This is a genomic window from Crossiella sp. CA-258035, assembly GCF_030064675.1.
Lineage (GTDB): Bacteria > Actinomycetota > Actinomycetes > Mycobacteriales > Pseudonocardiaceae > Crossiella.
In genome coordinates this window covers 738,049-760,767 of the sequence record NZ_CP116413.1, presented here as the reverse complement: position 1 = coordinate 760,767, position 22,719 = coordinate 738,049, and the positions used below count along the sequence as shown (strand labels likewise).

The following is a 22,719-nucleotide window of genomic DNA, read 5'->3' as shown; positions in this document are numbered from 1 at the left end:
GCGCCCACCCCGGCTGGCGCGCAGCCGTGCCCCGCGTACGGGCTGCTGCCCCGTGCAACCTGCCCGCAGGTGTAGGCAGGCGCGGCTGCCACGTCGCCTGTTGGCCCGGCCCGGCGGGTGGGCCATGACCTCGGAGCTGCGCCGCGACAGCCAGGCCGACTTGCCCAGGGTGCTGGCCGCGGCGGTGAACTCGCCGTCCTCGGCCAGGCGGCCACTGCGCAGCGGATTGCCCGTGGCGCCGGTCAATACCCGCACCCGCGTCGGCGCGCTGCTCTACCTCGTCACGCCCATCGACCAGCGCGGGCGGCTGGCCGACCGATCGCCGCTGCGCGCACTCGGCTGGGAACCCGGGCGCTCAATCTCGATCTCGGTGACCGACGCGGCGGTGATTGTCGTGACCGGCCGCCGCGGCGCGCACACCCTGACCCGCCAAGGCCACCTGCGGTTGCCCGCCTCCGTGCGGCACCAGTGCGGACTGGCCACCGGTGACCGCCTGCTCGTCGTGGCGCTGACCGGACACGGCCTGCTCGTGGCCTACACCCCGGCCGCGGTCAGCTCGATCCTGGCCGCCAACCACGGCGGCCCACCGCCGGTGGCCCAGCGGTGAGCGCGGAGATCGAAGCGGCCCGACTGCTCCTGGCCCGGCTCGGCGTCAGCCCGGAACAACTGCTGGCCGCGCCCACCACGGACACCCCGATGCCGCTCATCCGCGACTACTTGGCCCGCGTCGCCAACGCCGTCTCCCCCAGCACCCGCGAGGCCTACGGACCGTACTGGCGGCGGATCGCCGAGGCCTGGGGCGAGCGGCCGCTGGATCAGCTGACCGCGCTGGAGCTCAAGCAGCTCGCCGAGCACACCAGACATGAGGCGGTGGTGCGCAAGAACTCCCGCGGCGGGCGCAGTGCGGCCGAGCACCTGGTCTCTGCGGCCCGCTGCCTGTACCGGCACGCCGTGAATGACGGCCTCATCCGCGAGTGGGACAACCCCGCCATGCGCGTGGCCAAGCCCCGGCGGCTGGCCAGCACCCGCCGCGCGCTGCCCGCGGACCGGCTCGCCGAGATCAACAAGACTGCCGGCTCCACCGGCAACGACCCCGAGCTGGACCTGACCGTGCTGCGCCTGCACACCGAAACCGCCTGCCGCCGCGGGGGCGCCCTGGCTCTACGTCCGAAGGACCTCGACCCGCAGCAGTGCCTGATCCGCTTACGGGAGAAGGGATTGACCGTCCGCTGGCAACCGGTGTCCCCGACCATGATGGACACCTTGGTCGCCCACGGTCAGCAGCGCGGCGCCGATCCGGATGGCCAGCTTCTCCGCTACCGCAACGGCAAGCCGATCACCACCCGCCGCTACGACCACTTCTGGCTTCGCATGGGCAAGCACCTGCCCTGGGTCGCCACCCAGCAGGTCACCACCCACTGGATCCGCCACACCACGCTCACGTACGTGGAACGCAACTTCGGCTACGGCATCGCCCGCGCCTTCGCCGGCCACTTCGGCAAGAGCGACGCCGGCACCACCACGACCTACATCCAAGCCGAACTCCACGAAGTCGCCACCGCGCTGGCCGCCCTCACCGGAGAACCCCACCCCCTCGCCCAGCCGCCTGGGTAGGACCGGCTGCTGACGCGCAAGCTCTCCACGTTTGCCATGGGTGTCCCGACAGCAGGTGATCGTGGTGTGTAGCAACAAGAAATCAGCCACCATCGCCACATTAGCCAATTCTACAAGGACTGCCAATATCGCTGTTTTGTAAATACCTGCTGTTTCGCGTAAACCCGGCCGTCTGCCCGATATCCAGGCATGACCACGAACTCCACTTCGACCCGTGGATCGCATTGCCCCCACGGCTGCTGGATGTCAGGACTCAGCAGGCGTCCGGATACGGCTTCAAAACTCCATTCGACGCCGTGCGCTTGAGCACGGAGTTCTGTGACCTTTTCGGCAATATCCCTCATCGGGACCAGGAAGCGAGCGGGATCCATTCCCATTTTGCCACACATCAGACCCGCCTCCCGACTTCCGTCGATGAAGAGATAGCGACACATCGTGCTTATTTCCCGCGCCAGGCGTATCGGAGCGTCGCGCACAACAGAAACGCCTAGATGTTCAAGAAGGAGATGGTAGACGTCTTGAGCAATGAGGTCTTGGTAGCGATCCGCGAGCACAGAGTGCGTCGAGCTTTTCAACGTAGCACCCCTGTCTCCCGCTTGAGCGTGACGCGATGCGCTGAGCGACAGCCGATCACGAAGCCGCCGGTTTACTTTCAAGGTGTCTTCGAGATTTTTGGCAAGGCGGACATTCTCCGCCTTCAGCTCCAATAGTTCAGCCAGCAGATTGGACAGACCCTCGCCACGGCACCGTACACACACGGGGGTGACGCCCGAATCCTGGCCTGAGAACACGGCTGTCGGCTCACCTTTCGGCACGCCAGCCCAAGTCACGAAGCGGCCAACTCTAGCGTGTAAGGGAGTTCGACTCCGGTCGCCAGGACGACGACCCGGACCTTGATCTCTGTCTCGCCAAACTTCATGAGCACGCGGATGGCTCGCCCTTTCATGCTCAACCGCATCGCTTTCCCAAGTTTGATCAGCACCTTACCTAGATATTTACAGTTCGGGTCATCCACGTTGCGCGGCAAGCCGTCGTCGGCACCGTAGAATTCGACCGCCACCTCTGTCTGATCACCCTTGATCGGATATCCGTCCTGCCAGACTTCCGCGTCGGTGGGTACGAGTGTTCCCTTCTCGACGAGAGCCACGAATCGATCGACACATTTGTCCGCGTGGTCCTCTCCAGGTTCGGGCGGGCACCGCCTGGCCTCGTCGTCGATGCCCTCCTCAAAATCACACCGCATGGCGATCCCATAGGTTCGGCGTGCCCGGCGCGCCCGGATGTCCGGCCGGCAAGCGAAGTGCACGGCGCCGGAGAGCACTGCCACCTGAGGATCGGGAGGTACGACGACGATCGCCAGATCCTTGATGTGATCGATCAGTCGTCTCCGAAGGTACTCGGATGCAGCGAATCCGCCGACGAGTAGGACAACGACTGGACCGCCACCCTCGCCTGCATCGGCCTCCACCATGTCGACCTGCTCGGAGACGAGTTCGCAGATCCGATGGACGACCGTCTCGAAGGCAGCCTTGATTTCCTCCACCGTGACGACGATGTTGGTGTCGTTGCCATCTTGTGCCTCGGCCAAGGCGCGTTTAACGCGAGGCGGCATCTTCTTCGCCAGCCCGAACGGGATGGGTAGGTAGACGGGACGCGCCTGGTCCACCACGACGTTCAGCTTGGCCCGCTCCCAGGCCGCGAGCAGATCCTCAACTCCTTCCGGACACTGCTCGACCAGCTTCTTGTACAACTTCTCACCACCCAGCCGTGGCACAAGCACGTTCTTCAGCAACGCTTCGTTCACGTAGTGCGACCCGCGGGCGTCACCCGAAACCCGGCCGACCTCGACCAGGCTGCCATCCGGCTCCACCTGAAACGAGGTCATGTCAGCGGTGCCACCACCGCAGTCCGCGACAACGACGCGACGGCCGGGTGCAGTGAGAACGTCCCTAGCTCCTCCGAGGCTGTCGGTGATCATGATGTTGCTGACCCGAGCGTGCTGTGCGGCGGCCTCGGGCTCGTAAGCCAGGATCAGGCGGCCGTCCTCCGTAGGGAATCCCGCACGCTCGGCGCACTTGCGCATCACGACCTTCTGATGGTCGTTCCAGATGGCCGGAACCGTGATGCACCAACGGATATCTGACTCCTGGTATCCGCTGGCGGCAAGATCAGCCAGCACGTGTCGGAGCATGCATCGCAAGAACTTGGTGATCAAGTTCTCGACCGGTTCCTCCGATTCGTCATACGCGGCCCAGGACGTGCGCAATCTGGGCGCATCCTTGGCTAGATGCATTTTGAAACCGTGGTGGTAGCGCCAGCCCTTGTCGCGGCGGTCGGCCCGGTGCTCGTTCCACCTGCGCAGCGCGTCGTGGCCCCACGCGATCACATCGCCGTCACGGTCGAGCAGAAGTGCGGTCAACGTCTTGACCGACGGAACCGGTTGGTTCGGCCACTGGTCGAACGTGCGGATCTTCCGCAACGCCGGATCGTCGACGCCGTGCTCGCACCAGCCGTAGCCGGTGGCATGGGTTCCGAAGTCGAGGGAAGCGTTGACTAAGTGCGTTTCAGGGTGACTCACAGCATCCGTCCTGAGATGGGGAGGGGATGCGATACGTCTAGTCCGACGCCGAGGTGCACTTCCACTTTGCGTTGGCGATGTAATTCGATGGTGTCAGCAAGTTAGCTTGACCAGGTGTGATGATCTTGAGCAACTACACCGCGTTATCCTATGCCTTCAACGCGCCGCAGCCGGCTGCCCCTGCTGATCATCGATTGAACGGGACCATCCGCGTCCACTCTCCGAGTAGCTCGGCAAAGCCGTCGTCGTCGGTGGCATCGAGTTTGCCGAGGATCTGCGTCTCCCCAGAAGCTTTGCGGCTGACGGTCATCGGGTGGAACGGGTCGGTGTCCCACGAGTTGAATCGGCCCTCGTGCACCGTCACGTAGTAGGCCTCGGCATCAATGTTGCCCGGAGGGCGCGGCATCACAAGACGAGCCTGCAGCGGGTCATCTTCAACATCTCCCACTCCTCCGTGGGCCAGGCAAGCGGCCGCGAGCTGCTCGATCCGCACCAGTCGGTCACGCGCGCCCCACCGCATGGCCGGGGACACCAGGTACGGTCCCCAGCTGCGCACGAGCCAGCCCGCGGCACCTTCGGGCAGCGGGCCGGTCTGGCCGTTGCGTTCGGAGCGGGTCACCTCGCACATCTGCCAGATGCGTGATGCCGGATCGTCGGGATCAAGCCCGGTGGGGAGAAGCTGGAGCGCCTCGGCTCGGGCGGCCGCGTCGGTGGCGAGCTCGTCGGCGATGGTCAGGCGCTGGGGCCGGGTCATCGCGTTCATGATCTCGGGCAGCTCATGGGCCAGCAGGTCCTTGGCGTCGAAGAAGCTCCACTGATCGCCATGCCGAGCAGCGGGTTCGGCGGTCAGGTCTATCGGACTCATCGACTCCGCTGGGCTGCGCAGCTGTTCGATCACCTGGGAGATCGCCGTCTCCAGGGACGGCGAGGTGTCCAGCCAGGCCGCGGCATCCCACGCGTCCTCCGACAGCTGTGTCAGCGTCGGCGCCAGCTGCTCGGCCAACTTGCTGTCGTTGAGGGTGGTGACCTTGGTGCTGGTGTCGGCCGGTTCGCCGGGCCAGGTGGCCAAAACGGTGTAGCGGGGCCCGGTGGGCAGAATGCTGTAGCTGGTCAACGGAATCTCCCGAACTGTGCGGTCGCCGAACAGCCCCTGTGGCGCGGGGCTTGGGCGTGACGAGTGAGTTCGGTAGCCCCGCGGCGCGACCGCCGAGCCAGTCCACCCCCCAGCATAGCCGGAGAGAGGCCCACCTGGTGGAAATCAGGTGGGCCTCTCGTCAGCTACTGACGCTCTCGGCTGGCCGTGCCAGCCGCCAGGCCTCAGCCGATGCTCACGCCAGCGGGTGGGGTTCTCCGGTAAGCGCGGCGAGCGCCTTGGCGATCTCCTGGAGGTTGGCCCGGATATAGGTCGTGGTGGTGCCCGGGTCGCCGCTCTGGTCGTTGTGGCCGGCGAAGGCGCGGGCGATGCCGTAGCCGAAGTTGCGCTCGACCCAGGTCAAGGTGGTGTGGCGCAACCAATGCGTGGACAGCTGCTGGGCCGCGACCCACTGCAGATGTTTGCCGATCCGGCTCCAGAGGTGGTCGTAGCGGCGGGTGGTGATGGGTCTGCCGTCGCGGTAGCGGAGAAGCTGATCGTCAGCTCCGGCGCCGCGTTCCTTCGCGTGGCGGAGCAGGCCGCGCATGAGGGTTGGGGAGACCGGCTGCCATCGGGCCGTGCCTCCTTTCTCCCGCAACAGGATCAGGCACTGTTTGGGGTCGAGATCCTTGGGGCGCAACGCGAGCGCACCGCCGCGGCGGCAGGCTGTTTCGGTGTGCAGCCTCAGGATCAGGGTGTCCAGCTCCGGGTCGTTGCCGGTGGTGGCGACGACGTGGTTGATCTCGGCCAGGCCGTTGCTGGGGATCGCGCACCGGGTAGAGGGCAGGCGGCGGGGTTTGTCGACCTTGCGCGCCGGGTTGTGGGCCTCGGTGATCAGCTGGTCGTTCTCGGCGTGCTTGTACAGGCAGCGCAGGGCGGCGATGAAGTGCTCGGCGGCTCCACGACCACCACGGCCGTTGCGCCGGACCTTGGCAGTGGCCTGGACGTGCTCAGCGAGCTGCTTCACCTCCGAGGCAGTGGGTTCATCGAGATGGCGATCGCCCCAGTTGGCGCGGATGCGGTTCCAGTAGCTTCCGTACACGCGGCGGGTGCCCTTGCTGACCGCCTCCACCACTTCCGGGATGTACTCGGCGAAGGTCGGCACCGGCGGCCGCTGCTGCGGCACGGCGAGTAGGTCCTCCGGTGTGACGCCCAGGCGTTCCAGCAGCAGCCGCGCGGCCTCCAGCTCGACGGCACTCGGCGTGCCAGGTACGACCGTGGTCATGGCGTCACCACCAGGTGAGAGGCGCCGTTCACGGGCGTGCTGGCCGGCTCGTCGCCCGTGAACACGGTGGCGACGTTCACCGACGGCCCGGTGTCGGCGTTCATGGCCGCAGCCAGCTGCGAGGACAGGCCGCGCGAGCAACCGGTCACATGCCGCACCCAGGCCGGGGTGACCACGGTGTCGGCGGTGCGCGTCTGCTGCGCGCGAGCCAGGTACTCCGCGAAGCTCACCCGGCGGCCGCCACGGCCAGTGGCCTTGTCGGCGTTGCGGTTCACACCTGCGCGGCGTTCATGAACGCCGACAGCGGGCTGTTCATGAACGGTCCCCGTGGAGTTCGCGGCCACGGCGGTGTTGGCGTTCACCGACCTGGACTCGGCGGCGGTGAACGGGGTGTTCGGCTGGGAGGCGGGGGTGCTGCAGGCGCGGGTGACCGCGGTCGTGAGCTTGTCCCGCAAGTCGGTGATCGCCTCGGCTGCCAGGAAGATCACCAGCGGAGGCACCGAGTGCAGCAGCACCGCCTTGCCGTCCCCGCTGGCCCAGGCCGACCAGGTGTTCATGGCGTAGGTCGCGGCCAGCATCGCCCACTTCGCCCGGCGCACCCACGGCCCGGTCCGGAGTTGGTACTGGGCGGTGACCTGCTCGGCGCGTAGGATCGCGATCAGCACCAGGCTGACCATGGGGTCCAACAGCCAGGCGGTGAACCAGGGCAGGGAGAACCGTGGGGCGCCGTGGGCGGCGAAGTGCGCGACGTTGGCCATGGTGAAGGCCAGCCCGAGCACGATGCCGGTCCACATGAGCCGGTCGACCTGCCGTCGGATACGTTCGACCTGGAGCGCGATCACGTCCGGGTGGGTCTGGTGTGCTCGGATCCGGCTGGCCTCGTGGGCATCGCGGAGGAGCTGGTCTTCGGTGTTCATCGGTGATCACCGCCAAGAGCGGCAGCGAACAGGTCGGCGAACAAGTCGTCCAGCACCGCGGGCGGGCACACGAGCAGATGCCCGCCTGCCTGATCGGCGACCAGCAAGACCCGGTTGCCGGTGGCCAGCCCGTGGCGGTGGCGCGCGGCGGCTGGCAACCGGAGGTGGTTTTGAGCGGTCACGCTGAAGGTGCCCTCGGCGTTGGGTTCGATGATCAGCACATCGCCGAGGTGCCGTACGCGCAGTCGTGTTGCTGGTGCCCAACCGAGTGCTCGCAGGACGACGAGATCGGTGATCCGTCCGTGGTGGTCCAGCGCGGAGAGCCCGTACACCGCGCAGGTAGTGCGCGCGATCGGACCGTTCGCCAACGGCAGAGTGCCGCTGCCCGGTGCCAGGCAGGAGGTCGAACTGCCGGCGCGGGTGCTGGGCCGGGACGGGGTGCTCGGAGGGACAAGAGGCGCGATCACCGTGCCGGTCACGACGACCACCGCCACGGGCGGCAGCCTGACCTGCGCGGAGGCGTCGGGTCGGAGGGTTCAAGCGCGCTCAAGCACGCATACGTCAGATGTAGCAGGGATGCGACGGAAAGGGGATCGAGTCCCCCCTCGGACACCAGCACTATTCACACGGCCCATAGGCTTGATGGTGTGACATCAACCGCACGGGCCGTGTGAATAGCGAACTTGCAGGTCAATCGCGAGAACAGTTTCTTTATTGCGGCTTCCTGCAGTCTTTACGCCTCTCCAAACGACGCTTAGTCCGATGCTCCCAGGCGAGCAGTTGACCAATTAAACGCAGAGGATCATTCGATTGGTTCGGATTCATGCTTGGTGAGGTCTCGCCAGTTTTCTGAAAGAATCTTGTTTTCGACCTGGCTGATATGGGCCGGCGTATTTGACGCGGCCGCAGCGACTACCTGCTCACCGGTTGTCTTGAGCTTAACTGTCTTTTTTGTGCCGTTCTTGTCCTGCAAGAAACCAGTGATCTGGATCCAGTGTCTACGGTCCCGCCTCCAATCAATCTCAGCCAGACGCTGCTTGAGCTGCTCAAGCGAAACTTTCGGAGTTAGCGCCTCTGATTCGAGTTTGACTAGGGCGTCGGAAAATCTTTTTTCAAGGTCATCGACCGTATCATGATCGGTTGTCTTTTCTTGCAACATCACCTCCATGATCGGGCCGAGCTTTTCACGGCGCGCCTGGTTGTAGGCCAGCGCAAGCGCCTTGAGAGCAAAGGCCCAACCGTGGACATACAGCCGCCGATAGGTGTCAGGCTGAGTGGTATCACTCCAAGCTGCACCAAACTGGTGCTCCAGCATCTGGAGGAATTCGCGGCAGTACGGCAGAACGAACGGGATATGGTGATGTTTCAAGTGCTCGCGTTTACGGTTTCCGTGTGAGATCACGTTCAGAAGCATTTGCTCAAGCGTAGAAGCATCTACGATATTCTGGACGGCGGTCAGCGTCGCACCAGTGCTGCGTCCGTCCGCGACACGGCCTTCAAAGATCGTCCCCTTGATGGCACTATTACGCAGCCGAGAGAGCGCGGACGAGGTGTCGTAAGTAGCCACCAAATTAGCGTTCTTCTTGGTACCGCGTCCATTTCGGTCCGCGAAGCTTTGAGCGGCCGCATCAACATCTACTTTGAGCTCAATCTCGAGGGTCACAAAAAATGTATTGAGAGCACCACTCTTCAGCGCGACACCACTCTGGGCCGCCTCGAACAGTGCGGCCGTCTGGGTCTGCCCGTCTGCCTGCATAACTGGCCTTTTAGGCAGGTAAAACTCTCCGTAAAGGACCGCCGAGTTCACTTCATCGAAGACAACGAAGATTGGCTGGGGGTCTTCCTCAAACTCCTCGACAGACTGCCACCCCGTGACGGTCGGCAGGTAAGCAACTCGCTCACCGTGAATAGCCTCGAGGATGTAGCGCTTGAAGTCGGCCCGGTTAGTAGCCTTGGCACCTTTGAAATCGCTTTGGGTCTTCTCGTGTGCTGCCCTCATTCCTATGGCCTCGTAGTCAACCGCGCGCGGAGGGTCAGAAGGATTGTACCGCACGATATCGGTAAATTGACCCAAGCTCGGATGGAGCGAGACGCATATACGGTAGTGAGGCTCAGCCCCCTTCAGGCACAGCATGCCGCGCATGACGTGCCGCTTTTCGAGTTCGTGCTGGAAACGGTATCGGCGGTTCTCAATGTTGGCGCGCGCCTCTTCATCCGAACCGATCCTGACAATGCGCAGTCCACCGAAAGCCGGATCCTCAGGGATATCAGAGGTGCTGATCAATTGCTTCTGGGCGATGAACGGGGTACTCATAGTTGATCCTCCGCTTGACTGTCGTCGGCAGCATCAAAACCAATAAATGCAGACATGTCGGGAATTTCAGGAATCGTGATTTTTTCTATACCGTCGGGGACATTGCCAGCGAAAGCAAGCACCGGCGGCAGCGAGACTAGTTCGATACCTAAGTTCATCCTCTCAATAGCGTCAACTATCTCAGATTGAAATTCAAATGCAGCGATTACACCACGGATCTGCCGATTGTAGCCTTCCGCACGACGCGCCATCGAAACATAAACGATTATTTGACCGAGAGCGTCGTAACTGGCGCGAATCTTGAACTCCCACAGACGAATGACATTGTGGCGATCAATCGTTCGCATATCCGCCCGCACTGCCGTGCCGTCGAAACTATTCTCTCGAGCGACGAGCAACTCACCGCGCCTGTGCTGATCGAGTGTCGCAGCATAGTAGTCACGGATCCGGCCCTCTCGCTCACAGGTCTGCCGATCTCTCACGATACCCGGACCTCTCGAGGTTGTTCGACTGCAACAACGAGATCGTAGCAACGATCTTCGAGTCTAGCAAGTACATCTCGGAGATAGGTGCTTCGAGCTCGATGTCGGACCATCCGCATCTCGGCCGCGCGGACTGACGCCGCTAGCCGTTGCCGTCCGTTTGGCATGAGGTATGCGAACCGCGTTGAGCGCCGAACTGTGTGGCGACACACCTAGGCGTTCAGCCCTGAGACCTATTCGGTCTGCACCAGCGCCCCCACGGCGACAGGGGAGGCTGGCTCAGGTTCGCACTGGTCGTGCAGGAGGGGACACACAAGAAGGGAGTGGATAGGTGTGCAGCTAGTCCCTCGTACGCCAGCGTTGGCTGCACTTGCAGGACAGATGGTCTCGTCGACTGTCCGCTCTTCTGCAGAACATTCCAACCGCGCCGTTGGGCGCGACATCCCTCCAACTCAGGGGCTAACCGCGCAGGTGCGCGAGGGCGGTGATCATGCGGTCGGCGATGTCCGCCGGCCCCGGGAAGACCACGGTCACCGCGCGTTGGTGCGCGAGGCCGTGCAGTCCCAGCCACAGGGCGACCGCGTCCGCGGCCGGATCAGTGCTGGTGGACAGGCCCGTGGTGACGCAGTCCGCCAGGGCCTCGGCGAGTAGGTGCATGGCCGCTTGGCCGAGGTCGGTCATGTCGGACTCGGTCAGGGCGCTGTTGGCCAGGTCGGGCATCCACAGGCCGCCGAACATGGTGCGGTAGCGGCCGGGGTGTTGTTGGGCGAAGTCCAGGTAGGCGGTGCAGACGGTGGTCAGGCGGGCTTGGGGGTGTTGGGGGGCGGCGTCTCTGGCGGTGCGGAGGCGGGCTTCGAGTTCGGCGAAGGCCTGTTGAACTACGGCCAGCATGATGCTCGGCTGGTCGGGGAAGTGGCGGTAGATCGATGGGGCGGCGATGCCTGCCTGGCGGGCCACCGCGCGCAGGGTGACGGCGCTTTCGTCGCCGGTTTCGTCGAGCAGGGCGACTGCGGCGGTGACGATCTCCTCTCGCAGGCGGGCGCCTTCGCCGCGGCGGTTGCGGGCGCGGGTGGGCTTGGGCGCGGCCTTGGCGTCTTCCATGGGCGTTAGCTTACAAGGAAAGGCTTACGGGTGTTAGCTCTTGCATTGAGCTAGATAACGTGCGTAGCCTTACGGGTGTAAGTTCGAGCGTCGGAGGAGAGCACGCCATGATCACCAGCACTGTCGCCACCCAGGTCACCCAGGTTGTTCTGCCTGGCAAGGTCGACTCCAGTGGGCTCCAGGTGCGTACCTCGGAGCTGCCTGCGCCGGGCGTGGGGCAGGTTGTGTTGCGGATGGACGCGACCGGGGTCTCGTTCGCCGAGCAACAGATGCGGCGGGGGAAGTACTACGACCAGCCGCCGTTTCCGTTCGTGCCGGGGTATGACGTGGTCGGGACGGTCACCGCGGTTGGGCCGGGAGTGGACGACGCGCTGGTTGGGCGGCGGTTTGCGGCGGTGACCAAGATCGGGGGGTGGGCCAGTTCGCTGGTGCTGGAGGCTGCTGATCTGGTGCCGGTGCCGGACGGGGTGGATTCCGCCGCCGCGGAAACGGTGGTGGTCAACGGGATCACCGCGTGGCAGATGCTGCACCGCTCCGCCAAGGTGCCCGCCGGCGGCACGATCGTGGTGCTGGGCGCCAATGGCGGGGTTGGGTCCACGCTGGTGCAGCTGGCCCGGCATGCCGGGATCAGGGTGATCGGGACCGCCTCACTTCAGCACCACGACTCGGTGCGGGAGCTGGGCGCGATCCCGGTCGACTACCGCGATCCGGACATGTACCAGCGGATCCGCGAGATCGCGCCGGAGGGCGTGCACGCGGTGTTCGACCACGTGGGCGGGGCGGGGCTGGCGGAGTCGTGGCGGTTGTTGCGCCGGGGCGGCACCCTTGTCTCCTACGGCACCGCGGCCACCAAGGACGAGGACGGGAACTCGCGGTTGCCGGTGCTGAAGTCGTTCGGGCGGCTGGCGTTGTGGAACCTGTTGCCCAACGGCAAGAACGCGACGTTCTACAACTTCTGGGCGGGCAGGCGCCGCCTGGCCGACTTCCGCGCCCGGCTGGCCGAGGACCTCACGCAGGTGCTGCGACTGCTGGCCGACGGCGTGCTCACCGCGCAGATCGCCGGGCGGTTCCCGCTGACGGAGGCCGGTGCGGCGCTGGCGCTGGCGGAGTCGCGCACGGTGCTGGGCAAGGTGGTCATCGTCGCGCAGCCGCACCCGTGACCAGCTCCATCCGCCCGCACACCAGGAACCGCCGGGGCGAGGGCGCGCTGCTGCGCGCGGAGATCCTGGCCGCGGCCACCGAACTGGTCGACGACGGCGGTGACGAGCGGGCGGTGACCCTGCGCGCCGTGGCCCGCCGCACCGGCATCGCCGCACCGTCGATCTACCCGCACTTCCCCGACCAGCCGGCCCTGATGGTCGCCGTGGTGCGGCAAGCCTTCGCCGAGCTGGCCGACCGCCTCCGGTGCGCCGCCGAACGGGCCGGTGCGGGCTCCCGGCGCCGGCTGCTCTCGGTCTGCGCGGCCTACCTGGGCTTCGCCCGCGACCACCCGGAGCGCTACCGCCTCATGTTCGACGGCGCGTGGAAGCCCGTGCTCGGCTGCGGCGGGCTCACCATCGACATGGTGGTCGCCCTGGGCGCGGCGTCGCTGGAGCTCATCGGCGGGCTCCTGCGCGACTGCGTGATCGAGGGCCACGGCGACAGCACTGAACCGGCGGCCGACGCGATCGCGCTGTGGCTCGGCCTGCACGGGCTCGCCCACCAGCGCGCCGTGTGCACGCCATTCCCCTGGCCTGCCGACATCACCCAGCGGATCACCATCCCCTTGTGCCACCTCAGGAACGGAAGGCCACAGCCATGACCACCGCAACCTTCGCCGCCCCGATGGCGCCCCGCCTCCCCGCCCGTACCGGCGAGGTCGACAGCCGCGCCGCCTACCTCGGTTTCGCCTTCGCCTACCTGTTCGGGCACGGCGCCTCCGCGCTCAGCAAGGGCGACAACCCGCTGATCGCCCTGCCCGCATGGCTGCCGACGGTCCTGCTGATCGCCGGGCTCGCCGCGGGCACGGTCTTCGCCACCCTCGCCGCGTTGCGCGCCCAGAAGGGCCTGAGCGGGCCGGAAGCGTTCTCCGGCAAGCTGATCGGCGCGGCCTGGGTGATCGGCATGGCTGGGCTGGCGCTGACCATCAACGGGCTGCACGCGCTGCCGGGCATGCCGAACGTGCACTCGATGCTGTGGCCGGCCGGGGCCGGATTTGTGGTCGGCCTGCTGTACCTGGGCGAGGGCGCGGTGCGCCGCAACGTCCTGCACTACGTGCTCGGCAGCTACCTCACCCTGATCTCCTCGGCCGCGCTCTTCCTCGGCGCGCCCGGCCTGTTCTGGGCGCTGGCCGTCGCAGGCACCGGCGGCTTCCTGGTCGCGGCCGTGCTGGAGCACCGTCGCCTGGCCGCGGTCCAGGCAGGCGCCCGCACTTCGGCGGATGGACCCGTCCGCCCCCGCGGCCGATAGTTGTCTGGACCAGCACACGATTCCAGCAGCTCAGACGACGGGAGTTTGATCAACGATGGTCAAGTTCGGTCGGATCACCGCGCGGTCGGCCGCGCTCGCAGCACTGGCCGCGGCCACCCTCGCGGTCGGCGTGACCACCCCCGCCGCCGCGGGCAGCCCGGCGCCACGGGCCAAGAACGGGCCGGTCTCCGTGGCCTACGTCGAGGTCAACAACCACAGCATGCTCAACGTCGGCAAGTACACGCTGGCCAAGGGCGGCGCGAACGTCTTCGACATCGGCATCACCTTCGCCGCCAACATCAACTACGACCCGGCGAAGAAGGCGGCGTACCTGCACTTCAACGACAACGTGCGCCGGGTGCTGGACAACGCGGCGACCCAGATCCGCCCGTTGCAGGCCAAGGGCATCAAGGTGGTGCTGTCCGTGCTCGGCAACCACCAGGGCGCGGGCTTCGCCAACTTCCCCACCAAGGCGGCGGCCGAGGCCTTCGCCAAGCAGCTCTCCGACGCGGTCACCAGGTACGGGCTCGACGGCATCGACTTCGACGACGAGTACGCCAAGTACGGCGAGAACGGCACCGGCCAGCCCAACGCCAGCTCGTTCGTGCACCTGGTCACCGCGCTGCGGAACACCCTGCCCAACAAGATCATCTCGCTGTACAACATCGGCCCGTCGGCCACCCGGCTCTCCTACGGCGGGGTGAACATCGACCCGAAGTTCAGCTACGCCTGGAACCCGTACTACGGCACCTGGGGCGTGCCGAACATCTCCCTGCCCAAGCAGCGCCTCTCCCCCGCGGCCGTGGAGATCGGCCGCACCGCCACCGGCACCGCGGCCAGCCTCGCCCGGCGCACGGTGAGCGAGGGGTATGGGGTGTTCCTGACGTACAACCTGGGCGCGGCCGACTCGGCCTCCTACATCTCCAGCTTCACCCGGGAGCTGTACGGGAGCGACGCGGTGTACACGAAGTAGCGGGTGAGCGGGCGGCGACAACACTGGCGAGTTCCTTCGATAGTGGTTGCCAGTCGGGCAAACTGTGCGCCATGTCAGCCGCCCGCGAGGTTCGCAACACCGTCAACGGGCCGGTGCACGGGCCGTCGGTGCAAGCCGGGGTCATCCACGGCGGGGTCTGGTTCGCGGCCGATCGGGAGTGGCCGCGGCCGCAGCAACTGCCGCCTGCACCCAGCGCGTTCACCGGCCGGGAAGCGGAGCTGGCGGCGCTGACCAGCGCGCTTGACGGCGCGGCGGCTGAAGGCGCCACGGTGGCCATCTCGGCGTTGAACGGCGCCGGGGGCGTTGGCAAGACCTGGCTGGCGGTGCACTGGGCGCACCAGAACGCGTACCGGTTCCCGGACGGGCAGCTGTTCGTGAACCTGCGGGGCTTCCATCCGCGCGAGGAGCCGATGTCCCCGCAGGAGGCGGTGCGCGGATTCCTGAACGCCCTGAACATTCCCCCGGAACGGATTCCGGCGGAAGAGCACGCCCTGATCGGGTTGTACCGGAGTGAGCTGCACGGGCGGCGGATGCTCGTCGTGCTGGACAACGCCAGGGACGGCGAACAGGTCGTTGACCTGCTGCCAGGGAATCCGACCTGCACCGTGTTGATCACTAGCCGGGATCGGCTGGCTGGCTTGCAGGTGAGCACGCCCTTCCACCCGCTGGAAGTCACCGTTCTTGATGACGAGGCGGCGCGGGCGCTGCTGGCCCGGCGGCTGGATGCGGCGCAACTGGCAGCTGAGCCGGAGGCGACTGCGGAGCTGCTGCGGTGGTGTGCCGGGCTGCCGCTGGCGTTGAGCATTGTGGCCGCGCAGCTGCACAGCAGAGTGTCGCTGGCCCGGATGGCGAAGAAGCTGCGGGAGGAGAGCCGGCGGCTGATTGCCCTGGACGGCGGCAAGTCGCACTCCGTGCAGACCGTGCTGTCCTGCTCTTACCAGGCGTTGCCGGACGCTGAAGCCAGGGTGTTCGCGTTGCTGGGGCTGGCGCCGGGGCAGGACATCAGCGTCGCGGCCGCGGCCAGCCTGGCCGGGTTGCCGGAGGCCGAGGTCGAGCGGCTGCTCGACGAGTTGGTGGACGTGTCGCTGGTGCAGTGCGAGCACGAGCGGTACCGGATGCACGACCTGGTGCGGTTGTACGCCGGTGAGGTGGCCCGGCAGCACCTGCCCGAGCAGGACTGGGAGCTGGCCCGGCGGCGGCTGCTCGACTTCTACTGCCACATGGCGCACGGCGCGGATGTGCTGATCGACCGGCACCACATGCCGATCGAGCTGCCCGCCCTGCGAGAGGGCTGCGCGCCCGTGCTGCCGGAGACCGCAGCCGAGGCCAAGGAGTGGTTCGCCGCCGAGCACGCCAACCTGATGGCGGCCCAGCAGCTGGCGGTGGAGCTGGGCTGGCACGCGGCCGTGTGGCAGCTGGCCTGGACCCTGACCTCGTACAACCTGAGCCAGGGCTACCTGCGCGACAACCACACCATGTGGCAGGCCGGGACCGCGGCGGCGGCGAACCTGACCGACTGGCGCTCCCGCATCCAGGCGCACCGGCACCTGGGGCGGGCCTGCACGCAGCTCGGGCAGCACGATGAGGCGCTGCGACAGCTGCAACTGGGGCTGGCGGCCGCCGAGGCAGCCGACGACCGGCTCGGGCAGGCGCACACGCACCGCGCGGTGGCCTCGGCCTGGGCGCAGCTGAAGGACTACCAGCAGGCGCTGACGCATTCGCAGGCTGCGCTGGCGCTGTACGAGGAACTCCAGGCAGTCAGCGGCGCGCACGCGCTCAACGAGGTCGGCTGGTACACCGCGCAGCTCGGGGACCTGGACACCGCGCGGGCGCACTGCCTCGACGCGCTGGCCCGCTGCCAGCGGGACGACAACCTGCGCGGCATCCCCCGCTGCCTGCTCAGCCTGGGCTACCTGGCGCACCGCACCGGCGACCTGGACGAGGCGGTCCGGCTCTACCGGGAGGCGCTGGAGCTGTGCCGCCAGCGGACAGATGCCGCCACCGAGGCGGATGTGCTCGACCGCCTGGGCGACGCGCTGGCCGAGGTGGATCCGGCGCAGGCGCAGGCGGTGCGGGTGCAAGCGCTGGAATTGTTCCAGAAGCAGCGGCGCGGGCAGGAAGCTGAGCGGGTGCGGCGGCTGCTCGCCTCGGACTGAGCGGGGCGAGCAGCCGCGACGCGGGTCAGCGCAGGGCGGCGGCGGTCAGGCCGGCCACGTACTCCTGGCCCTTGGCGTTGGGGTGCACCGGGACCGACAGCGAGGTCGGGATCAGGCCCTCCACCCACTTCACGCCCGGCAGCTGGCACACGTCGTGCCCGGTCACCAGGCCCGGGTTGACGAAGGTGGCGCCGACCTTGGCCGACCAGCTGCCGATGCTGGTGTTCAGGTGGGCCTGCACCTGCTCGAAGTAGGCCACGTCGCCCGCGGCGATGGGCACGAGGGGCCAGCAGCCCTTGGTGGGCGGCAGGATGCGCAGGTAGCCGACCACCGCGATGCGGGCCTTGGGAGACCTGGACTTGATGCCCTCCAGCACCTTGGTGACCTTGGGGCCCAGGTCGGCGATGCGGCGGTTGATCTCGTCGCCGTCCTTGGTGAAGTGCTTCTTGCAGGGCGCGCCGCCGGGGTCGGTGACGCTCAGGGTGGCGCAGGTCAGCACGATCTCGCCGAAGCCGATGTCGTTGCCGCCGATGGACAGGGTGACCAGGTCGGTGTCGGGGGTGAGGGAGTCGAACTGCGGCGGGTTGACGCCGAGGGGGACGGTCTGGGGCGCGGTCATGTCGGGGGTCTTGGCGGCGCCGCAGCTGCGGTCGACGAAGGTCTTGGGCTTGAGGCGGGCGGCCAGCTGGGCCGGGTAGTTGTCCTTGGACCGCGCGCAGCCCACGGGGTCGAGGTGGATGTTGGTGATGGTGCCGACGGAGGCGAAGGAGTCGCCCAGGGCCACGTAGCGCTGGACGGCGGTCGGCGCGGCCGTTGCGAGGGACGACGCGGCGGGCAGTGCCATCGTCGCGACCAGACCGGCCACGAGCAGGAACCGAGCCATGGAGACCTTCCCTACTTGCGAGTAGCAAGACGATACGGAGCGTGACCGGTGGCGCTCGGCACGGTCAAGAGCAGGCGAATTAAATAGGTAGAGCCGCCATCTGGCCTCGTTTCGGGCGCGGCCCAGCGGGGCAGCCGTTGCGGGTGGGAGCCATACGGGTTGGTACGGCGGGCTGGTCCGACTCCTCGCTGATCGCGACGGGCTGGTACCCGCCGGGGGTGTACACGCCGGAGCAGCGGTTGCGTTGCTACGCGGAGCGTTTCGACTTCGTGGAGGTCAACTCGACCTACTACGGACTGCCTCGAACTTCGGTCACCAAGGCTTGGGCGGAGCGCACGCCGGACGGATTTGTCTTCAACGTCAAGGCTTTCAGCCTGCTGACCCGGCACCGGACACCGGTGGCCATGCTGCCGCCGGAGCTGCGGCCGGCCGGTCCGCGCGAGGTGCGGCCGGGCGACCTGGAACCGGAGCTGTTCGACCAGGTGTGGCAGCGGTTCCTCGATGAGCTGGATCCGTTGGTGGCAGCCGGAAAGCTGGGTCTGCTGCTGTTCCAGTTCCCGCCCTACTTCCGGCCGGGCGAGCGGGCGCGGGCCTACCTGGCCGAGTGCGCGCGGCGGGTGGCGCCGTTGCGGATGTGCGCCGAGTTTCGGAATCCGGCCTGGCTGAGCGAGGAGGAGCGGGACGGCACGCTGGACTTCCTTGCCAGGCACGGGATCGCGTACGTGTGCGTGGACATGACGCAGGGCCTGCCCGGCTCGGTGCCTCCGGTGACGGCGGTGACCGCGCCGGAAGCCGTGCTGCGGTTGCACGGGCGGAGCCCTGAGTGGGAGTGGGGCGACAAGCTGGCGCGGTACCGGTACCGCTACGACGACACCGAGCTGGCGGACTGGGCCGAGCGGGTGCGGGACCTGGCGGCGCGGGCGGAGACCACGTTCGTGGTGTTCAACAACTGTTCCGGCGACAGCGCGCACGTGAACGCGGCCCGGTTCCGCGACCTGGTGCCCGCCGAGGCGCGTTAGCCGCAGCGCTCGCGCAGCAGGTCCAGGTCGGCGCGGGCGGTGCTCAGGCCTGGGCGGTCCCTGGCCGCGCGCAGGTCCGCGAGCCGGGCCAGGCCCTCGATGACCACCGCCAGCGGTGGGCCGCTGGCGGTCAGGCCGTCCTGGCGACTGGGCGGGGCGTGCTGGGCCGGGACCTCCAGGAACGGTTTGACCAGCTGGTGGTGGTGATAGGTGTAGGCGGCCGCGTGCGCCCGGCAGACGTCGAGGAAGAGCTCGGTGTTGGCGCGCAGCTGGGCGGGCATCGGCGCGGCGGACTCGCGGAGGAAGGCGGTCAGCAGCGGCTGCTGGGTCATCGCGGCACGCAGCAGCGGCTGGTCCTCCGGCGGCAGGTACGGCGCCTTCTCGCTGAGGATTTGCTGGTAGAACGGGTCCTGGGGGCGGCACAGGCCCAGCAGCAGGTCGATCTCGTTCACCGCGGCGAAGTCACCGGCGTTGGCGCCGCGGTAGTCGATGCCGTTGACCCGGTAGGACTTGAAGTACGGGCGGATGTTGAAGAAGAACCGGTCCACGTCCAGTTCCTTGGCCAGGCTCTGGTTGAACCGCAGCACGTCCAGCAGCGCGCTGTGCGCCTCGGCCAGCAGGTAGCCGGCCAGCGGGTTGCCGACGCCCAGGGTCGGGATGCGGCGCAGCGCGGTGGCGGCGCGCTGGTAGGCCAGCACGGACAGACCGTTGTACTCGATGAAGACGCGTTCGTCCGGCAGCGTGGTGAAGGTGCGGTAGCCCGCGCGACCGGCCAGGTTGTGCAGCGACTGGTGCGCGAAGACGTACCGCGGCGCGACGCCGAGGGCCAGGCCGATCCGGTTGGCCGCGGCGTGCGCGGGGACCAGTTCCGCGTCCGTGCCGGTCTCGTGGCGGCGGCAGGCGCCCAGGTAGAAGCCGACCAGGCCGAGCAGGTCGTAGCTGTCCACCGGGTCCAGCTCGGCGATCAGCGCGGCGCCGCGGGTCACGATCGTGTGCTTCAGGCGGTCGATGTCAGGGTCACCGAGCAGGATCTCGGTGCGGGCGGCGAAGTACCGCTGCTCCAGCTCGGTGTTGAGGTCGGCGAACTCCGTCCGGATCCACTGATCCAGTCGATCCGTTGCGGTGGTCACGATCGCGTTGGTACCACAGGAGAAAGGACACCGCGATGAAGTTCTCGACCACGGTCGTGCTCGGCGGCAAGACCGCGACCGGGCTCCAGGTCCCCGATGAGGTGGTGGAGGCGCTGGGGGCGGGCAAGCGGCCCGCCGTGCTGGTCACCGTCGGCGGGCACACCTACCGCAGCACGGTGGCGGCGATGGGCGGGGAGTTCTGGCTGCCGCTGAGCGCGGAGAACCGCACCGCGGCCGGGGTCGCCGCTGGTGATCAGGTCGAGGTGACGGTGGCGCTGGACAGCGCGCCGCGCACCGTGGAGCTGCCCGAGGACTTCGCCGCCGCGCTGGCCGCCGAGCCGGCCGCGGCCGAGTTCTTCCACGGCATCTCCTACAGCAACCAGCGCTGGCACGTGCTCAACGTGGACGGCGCGAAGACCGAGGAGACCAGGGCGCGGCGGATCGCGAAGTCGGTGGCGATGCTCAAGGAGGGCAGGGCGCGCTGAGGCCGGGCGGGCCGCGGCTCGTCCGGGGCGCGGTCGGCGGACGCTGGCCTGACGCGGTGCTCGCGGCGGTGGGTCGGCGGGTGGTCAAGGGGTCGTCGGGGCCGTCCGCGTCGCCTTGACAGCGTTTAAGACGACCGGTCATATTGAGGGCATGGCGACCGCACCCAGCACCACCTACCGAGCCGTCACCGCGCTCGGCTCCCAAGAGTTCGCGCTGGTCAACCGGGAGGTGCGGGAGCCAGGTCCCGGCGAGGTGCGGCTGCGCGCGCAAGCCTGCGGGGTCTGCCACACCGACGCGCTGGCGGTCGAGGGGACCAGGGCGGAGCCGATCGTGCCGGGGCACGAGGTGGTCGGCGTGATCGAGGCGGTCGGCGCCGGGGTGCGCAGCTGGCGGGTCGGCGAGCGGGTCGGCGTGGGCTTCCTCGGCGGGCACTGCGGCGAGTGCGAGTCCTGCCGCAGGGGTGACTTCGTGACCTGCGCGGACCAGCCGCGGACCGGGCTGAGCGCGGACGGCGGCTACGCCGAGGTGGTCTACGCGCGGGCCTCCGGACTGGCCCGGATCCCGGCGGAGTTGTCAGCCGTGGAGGCCGCGCCGCTGCTGTGTGCCGGCCTGACCACCTACAGCGCGCTGGCCCGCCTCGACGCCCGGCCCGGCGCGCTGGTCGCGGTGCAGGGCATCGGCGGCCTTGGTCACCTGGGACTTCAGCACGCCCGCGCGCTCGGCTACCGGGTCGCCGCGATCGCCCGCGGCACGGACAAGGCGGCCCTGGCCGCCGAACTGGGCGCGGAGCACTACATCGACAGCCGCGCCGAGGACCCCGGCGAGGCCCTGCAGCGGCTCGGCGGCGCGGCGGCGATCATCGCCACCGCTTCCAGTGGTGCCTCGATGTCACCGCTGGTCACCGGCCTCGCCCCGCGCGGCGAACTGATCGTGGTCGGCGCCGCGCCGGACCCGATCACGGCGCGGACCGCGGACCTGATCTTCGGCATGCGGCGGATCAGCGGCAGCTTGACCGGTTCGTCGATCGAGAACGAGGACAACCTGCGGTTCAGCGCGCGCAGCGGCGTCCGCGCGATGACCGAGGTGCTGCCGCTGAGCGAGACGGCCAAGGCCTACCAGCACATGCTCTCCGGCAAGGCCCGGTTCCGCGTGGTGCTGGACCTGACCGCCTAGCCCCGGCTCGGGGCGAGCAGGTCGTCGAACACCATGGCGAAGAAGTCGTCGAACGGCTGCTCCGACTTGACCGCCTTCGCCCGCAGCAACGTGCCCTGCCACGCGTTCAGCACAAAACGGGCCGTCCGGTCCGGGTCCAGCCCGGCCCTGGCGGTGCCGTCGGCCTGCCCCTCCCGGATGGTCTGGGCGATCACGTCCGACCAGGAGGCGAGGCTGGCGTCCACCTCGGCCCGGATCGACGCGCTGTGGTCAGCCTGCTCGGAACCCATGTTGCCGATCAGGCAGCCCTTGGTGAACTCGTTGTCCGCCATGACATCCCGCATCACCACCAACCGCGCCCGCAGCCGCTCCAGCGGCGGCGCGTCGGACTTCGGGTCGCGGTACCAGTCGGGATTGCCGGCATACCGGCCGATCACCTCGACGCCGAGTTCTTCCTTGCTGCGGAAGTGGTTGTAGAAGGAGCCCTTGGGGACGCCCGCGGCGCGGGTGATGGCCTCGACGGAGCAGGCGGAGAAGCCTTTGCGGTGGAACTCGGAGAGGGCGGTCTCGACGATGAGTTCGCGGACGCTGGGGCGTGGCATGGGGTAAATATGACCGGTCGTCTTGGGGGTGTCAAGGCTGGTGGGAGGGGTGGCGGGGTGGTGGGGTGGGTGCTGGCGGGGTGGGGTGGGGGCTGGGCGGAGCGGCGTGGCGGGTGACGGCAGGCGGGTGCGGCAGGCGGACAGAGGCAGATGGGCGGCGGCGGGCGGGCAGGGGCGGTGGCAGGCGGACAGAGGCGGCGATAGGCGGGGAGCGGGCGGCGGATGGCGAGGACCGGGTGGCGGTGGGCGCAGGCGGCAGACGGCGGGCAGTGGGCGGCGGATGGCGGGTGAGCGGATGACGGGCGGTCGAGCGGCGGGCGGATGGCAAGCCACGGAGCGGCGGGCGGGCGGGCGGTTGGCTCGCGGCTCGGCTGGCGGGTGGATGGTGCGGTTAGGCGGGTTGCGGGGCCTGCACACAGCACAGAGGCGGTCGCGCAACGAAGCCCGGTCAGCGATCGCACGGCTCCCTGCGCAACGCGGCAAGCG

22 protein-coding genes are annotated in these 22,719 nt (G+C 67.9%); 10 read left to right on the top strand and 12 right to left on the bottom strand.

The features are described 5' to 3' along the window. The first annotated feature begins 124 nt into the window (after positions 1-124). Positions 125-607 carry a hypothetical protein gene (locus tag N8J89_RS03685; protein ID WP_283662945.1) on the top strand — a complete coding sequence of 161 codons (483 nt, stop codon included), beginning with the start codon at positions 125-127 and terminating at the stop codon, positions 605-607. Further along, positions 604-1,614 (top strand): tyrosine-type recombinase/integrase, encoded by a 1,011-nt coding sequence (locus N8J89_RS03680; RefSeq protein ID WP_283662944.1) that lies wholly within the window; start codon positions 604-606, stop codon positions 1,612-1,614. Before N8J89_RS03685 ends, N8J89_RS03680 begins: the two co-directional genes overlap by 4 nt. A gap of 110 nt (positions 1,615-1,724) precedes the next feature. On the opposite strand, the gene N8J89_RS03675 is transcribed toward N8J89_RS03680, so the two are convergent. The 9 genes from N8J89_RS03675 to N8J89_RS03635 form a co-directional block, all read right to left on the bottom strand. After that, entirely contained in the window at positions 1,725-2,444 is a 720-nt protein-coding gene (locus N8J89_RS03675) for a hypothetical protein (RefSeq protein ID WP_283662943.1), read from the bottom strand. Next, on the bottom strand, positions 2,441-4,192 hold the full coding sequence (locus N8J89_RS03670; protein ID WP_283662942.1) for an Hsp70 family protein: 1,752 nt from the start codon (positions 4,190-4,192) through the stop codon (positions 2,441-2,443). The genes N8J89_RS03675 and N8J89_RS03670 overlap by 4 nt, the downstream gene beginning before the upstream one ends. Before the next feature lie 187 nt (positions 4,193-4,379). After that, a complete protein-coding gene (locus N8J89_RS03665) occupies positions 4,380-5,306 on the bottom strand; it encodes a hypothetical protein (RefSeq protein WP_283662941.1) in 927 nt (308 codons plus the stop codon). A gap of 214 nt (positions 5,307-5,520) precedes the next feature. Beyond that, on the bottom strand, positions 5,521-6,549 hold the full coding sequence (locus N8J89_RS03660) for a tyrosine-type recombinase/integrase (RefSeq protein WP_283662940.1): 1,029 nt from the start codon (positions 6,547-6,549) through the stop codon (positions 5,521-5,523). Then, the gene (locus tag N8J89_RS03655; RefSeq protein ID WP_283662939.1) at positions 6,546-7,466 is read right to left on the bottom strand and encodes a hypothetical protein; all 921 of its coding nucleotides are present in this window, start codon (positions 7,464-7,466) and stop codon (positions 6,546-6,548) included. The genes N8J89_RS03660 and N8J89_RS03655 overlap by 4 nt, the downstream gene beginning before the upstream one ends. After that, positions 7,463-7,960: an AbrB/MazE/SpoVT family DNA-binding domain-containing protein gene (locus N8J89_RS03650; RefSeq protein WP_283662938.1), complete on the bottom strand. Its 498-nt coding sequence runs from the start codon at positions 7,958-7,960 to the stop codon at positions 7,463-7,465. The genes N8J89_RS03655 and N8J89_RS03650 overlap by 4 nt, the downstream gene beginning before the upstream one ends. 308 nt (positions 7,961-8,268) lie before the next feature. Beyond that, complete coding sequence (locus tag N8J89_RS03645) at positions 8,269-9,780, bottom strand: DNA sulfur modification protein DndB (RefSeq protein WP_283662937.1); 1,512 nt, start codon at positions 9,778-9,780, stop codon at positions 8,269-8,271. Further along, positions 9,777-10,262 carry a hypothetical protein gene (locus tag N8J89_RS03640; protein ID WP_283662936.1) on the bottom strand — a complete coding sequence of 162 codons (486 nt, stop codon included), beginning with the start codon at positions 10,260-10,262 and terminating at the stop codon, positions 9,777-9,779. Before N8J89_RS03640 ends, N8J89_RS03645 begins: the two co-directional genes overlap by 4 nt. A 459-nt stretch (positions 10,263-10,721) precedes the next feature. Continuing rightward, positions 10,722-11,363, bottom strand: a complete 642-nt coding sequence (locus N8J89_RS03635) for a TetR/AcrR family transcriptional regulator (protein ID WP_283662935.1) — start codon at positions 11,361-11,363, stop codon at positions 10,722-10,724. 107 nt (positions 11,364-11,470) lie between these two features. Between N8J89_RS03635 and N8J89_RS03630 the strand changes: the two genes are divergently transcribed. The 5 genes from N8J89_RS03630 (at position 11,471) to N8J89_RS03610 (ending at position 16,961) form a co-directional block, all read left to right on the top strand. Beyond that, positions 11,471-12,523 carry a medium chain dehydrogenase/reductase family protein gene (locus tag N8J89_RS03630; protein WP_283662934.1) on the top strand — a complete coding sequence of 351 codons (1,053 nt, stop codon included), beginning with the start codon at positions 11,471-11,473 and terminating at the stop codon, positions 12,521-12,523. Continuing rightward, on the top strand, positions 12,520-13,164 hold the full coding sequence (locus N8J89_RS03625) for a TetR/AcrR family transcriptional regulator (RefSeq protein ID WP_283662933.1): 645 nt from the start codon (positions 12,520-12,522) through the stop codon (positions 13,162-13,164). Before N8J89_RS03630 ends, N8J89_RS03625 begins: the two co-directional genes overlap by 4 nt. Beyond that, positions 13,161-13,811: an ABC transporter permease gene (locus tag N8J89_RS03620; protein ID WP_283662932.1), complete on the top strand. Its 651-nt coding sequence runs from the start codon at positions 13,161-13,163 to the stop codon at positions 13,809-13,811. The genes N8J89_RS03625 and N8J89_RS03620 overlap by 4 nt, the downstream gene beginning before the upstream one ends. Positions 13,812-13,866: 55 nt before the next feature. Next, positions 13,867-14,784: an endo-beta-N-acetylglucosaminidase H gene (locus N8J89_RS03615; protein WP_283662931.1), complete on the top strand. Its 918-nt coding sequence runs from the start codon at positions 13,867-13,869 to the stop codon at positions 14,782-14,784. 71 nt (positions 14,785-14,855) lie between these two features. Further along, positions 14,856-16,961 (top strand): ATP-binding protein, encoded by a 2,106-nt coding sequence (locus N8J89_RS03610; RefSeq protein ID WP_283662930.1) that lies wholly within the window; start codon positions 14,856-14,858, stop codon positions 16,959-16,961. Between the two features lie 25 nt (positions 16,962-16,986). On the opposite strand, the gene N8J89_RS03605 is transcribed toward N8J89_RS03610, so the two are convergent. Then, positions 16,987-17,844 carry an SGNH/GDSL hydrolase family protein gene (locus tag N8J89_RS03605; protein WP_283662929.1) on the bottom strand — a complete coding sequence of 286 codons (858 nt, stop codon included), beginning with the start codon at positions 17,842-17,844 and terminating at the stop codon, positions 16,987-16,989. A 143-nt stretch (positions 17,845-17,987) separates the two neighbouring features. Here N8J89_RS03605 and N8J89_RS03600 point away from each other — a divergent pair, with 143 nt between their 5' ends. Then, the gene (locus tag N8J89_RS03600) at positions 17,988-18,863 is read left to right on the top strand and encodes a DUF72 domain-containing protein (protein ID WP_283662928.1); all 876 of its coding nucleotides are present in this window, start codon (positions 17,988-17,990) and stop codon (positions 18,861-18,863) included. On the opposite strand, the gene N8J89_RS03595 is transcribed toward N8J89_RS03600, so the two are convergent. Continuing rightward, entirely contained in the window at positions 18,860-19,993 is a 1,134-nt protein-coding gene (locus tag N8J89_RS03595; RefSeq protein WP_283662927.1) for a monodechloroaminopyrrolnitrin synthase PrnB family protein, read from the bottom strand. The genes N8J89_RS03600 and N8J89_RS03595 overlap by 4 nt on opposite strands. A 35-nt stretch (positions 19,994-20,028) precedes the next feature. Here N8J89_RS03595 and N8J89_RS03590 point away from each other — a divergent pair, with 35 nt between their 5' ends. Then, positions 20,029-20,478 (top strand): YdeI/OmpD-associated family protein, encoded by a 450-nt coding sequence (locus N8J89_RS03590; RefSeq protein ID WP_283662926.1) that lies wholly within the window; start codon positions 20,029-20,031, stop codon positions 20,476-20,478. 151 nt (positions 20,479-20,629) lie between these two features. After that, positions 20,630-21,652: an alcohol dehydrogenase catalytic domain-containing protein gene (locus N8J89_RS03585; protein ID WP_283662925.1), complete on the top strand. Its 1,023-nt coding sequence runs from the start codon at positions 20,630-20,632 to the stop codon at positions 21,650-21,652. On the opposite strand, the gene N8J89_RS03580 is transcribed toward N8J89_RS03585, so the two are convergent. Further along, positions 21,649-22,233, bottom strand: a complete 585-nt coding sequence (locus N8J89_RS03580; RefSeq protein ID WP_283662924.1) for a TetR/AcrR family transcriptional regulator — start codon at positions 22,231-22,233, stop codon at positions 21,649-21,651. The two genes, N8J89_RS03585 and N8J89_RS03580, sit on opposite strands and share 4 nt — an antisense overlap. Between the last annotated feature and the right edge of the window lie 486 nt (positions 22,234-22,719).